Source organism: Paraburkholderia sp. SIMBA_027 (assembly GCF_046535315.1).
Lineage (GTDB): Bacteria > Pseudomonadota > Gammaproteobacteria > Burkholderiales > Burkholderiaceae > Paraburkholderia > Paraburkholderia tropica.
In genome coordinates this window covers 1-385 of record NZ_JAWRWY010000165.1, presented here as the reverse complement: position 1 = coordinate 385, position 385 = coordinate 1, and the positions used below count along the sequence as shown (strand labels likewise).

1 protein-coding gene is annotated in these 385 nt (G+C 55.3%); it reads left to right on the top strand.

Translation table 11 applies throughout. The features are described from left to right. Positions 1-262, top strand: a 262-nt coding sequence (locus SB764_RS38605; protein ID WP_410866551.1) for a hypothetical protein, incomplete at its 5' end; no start/stop codon positions are given. Positions 263-385 lie beyond the last annotated feature (123 nt).

Sequence of the window (385 nt, the reverse complement as noted above, 5' to 3'; positions counted from 1 at the left end):
ATGGTGCCCGGGCGATGCTCAGGAAACCGTAAGAAATTTCCTCGGCGGCTACGAGAAGCGTCCCAATGAAAGCGAGGTGTTAGGGCTGTCGCAAACTGTTCCGGGTTGCGGAGTCAAAAATGGCAAGGAACAGGAAGAAGCGGTGGCCTTAGCAAATGAAACATTGCCCGCACAAGACAAAACGCAGGCGTCAAAATCGGCTGGCGGTTTTGTGAAGTACCGCTACGGCGCGCGCAGCGCCGCCGGAAGAATGACGGCCTAGTCACTTACGCGGAGTGTGCGGAAACACCGATTCCAGATGTTCCACTATCCCCTCCAAGCCGGGAGACCCGCTTAAAAGTTAGCGGTGTGAAGCCGCTTTCTTTTGCCTACTTTTCTTTGCGGC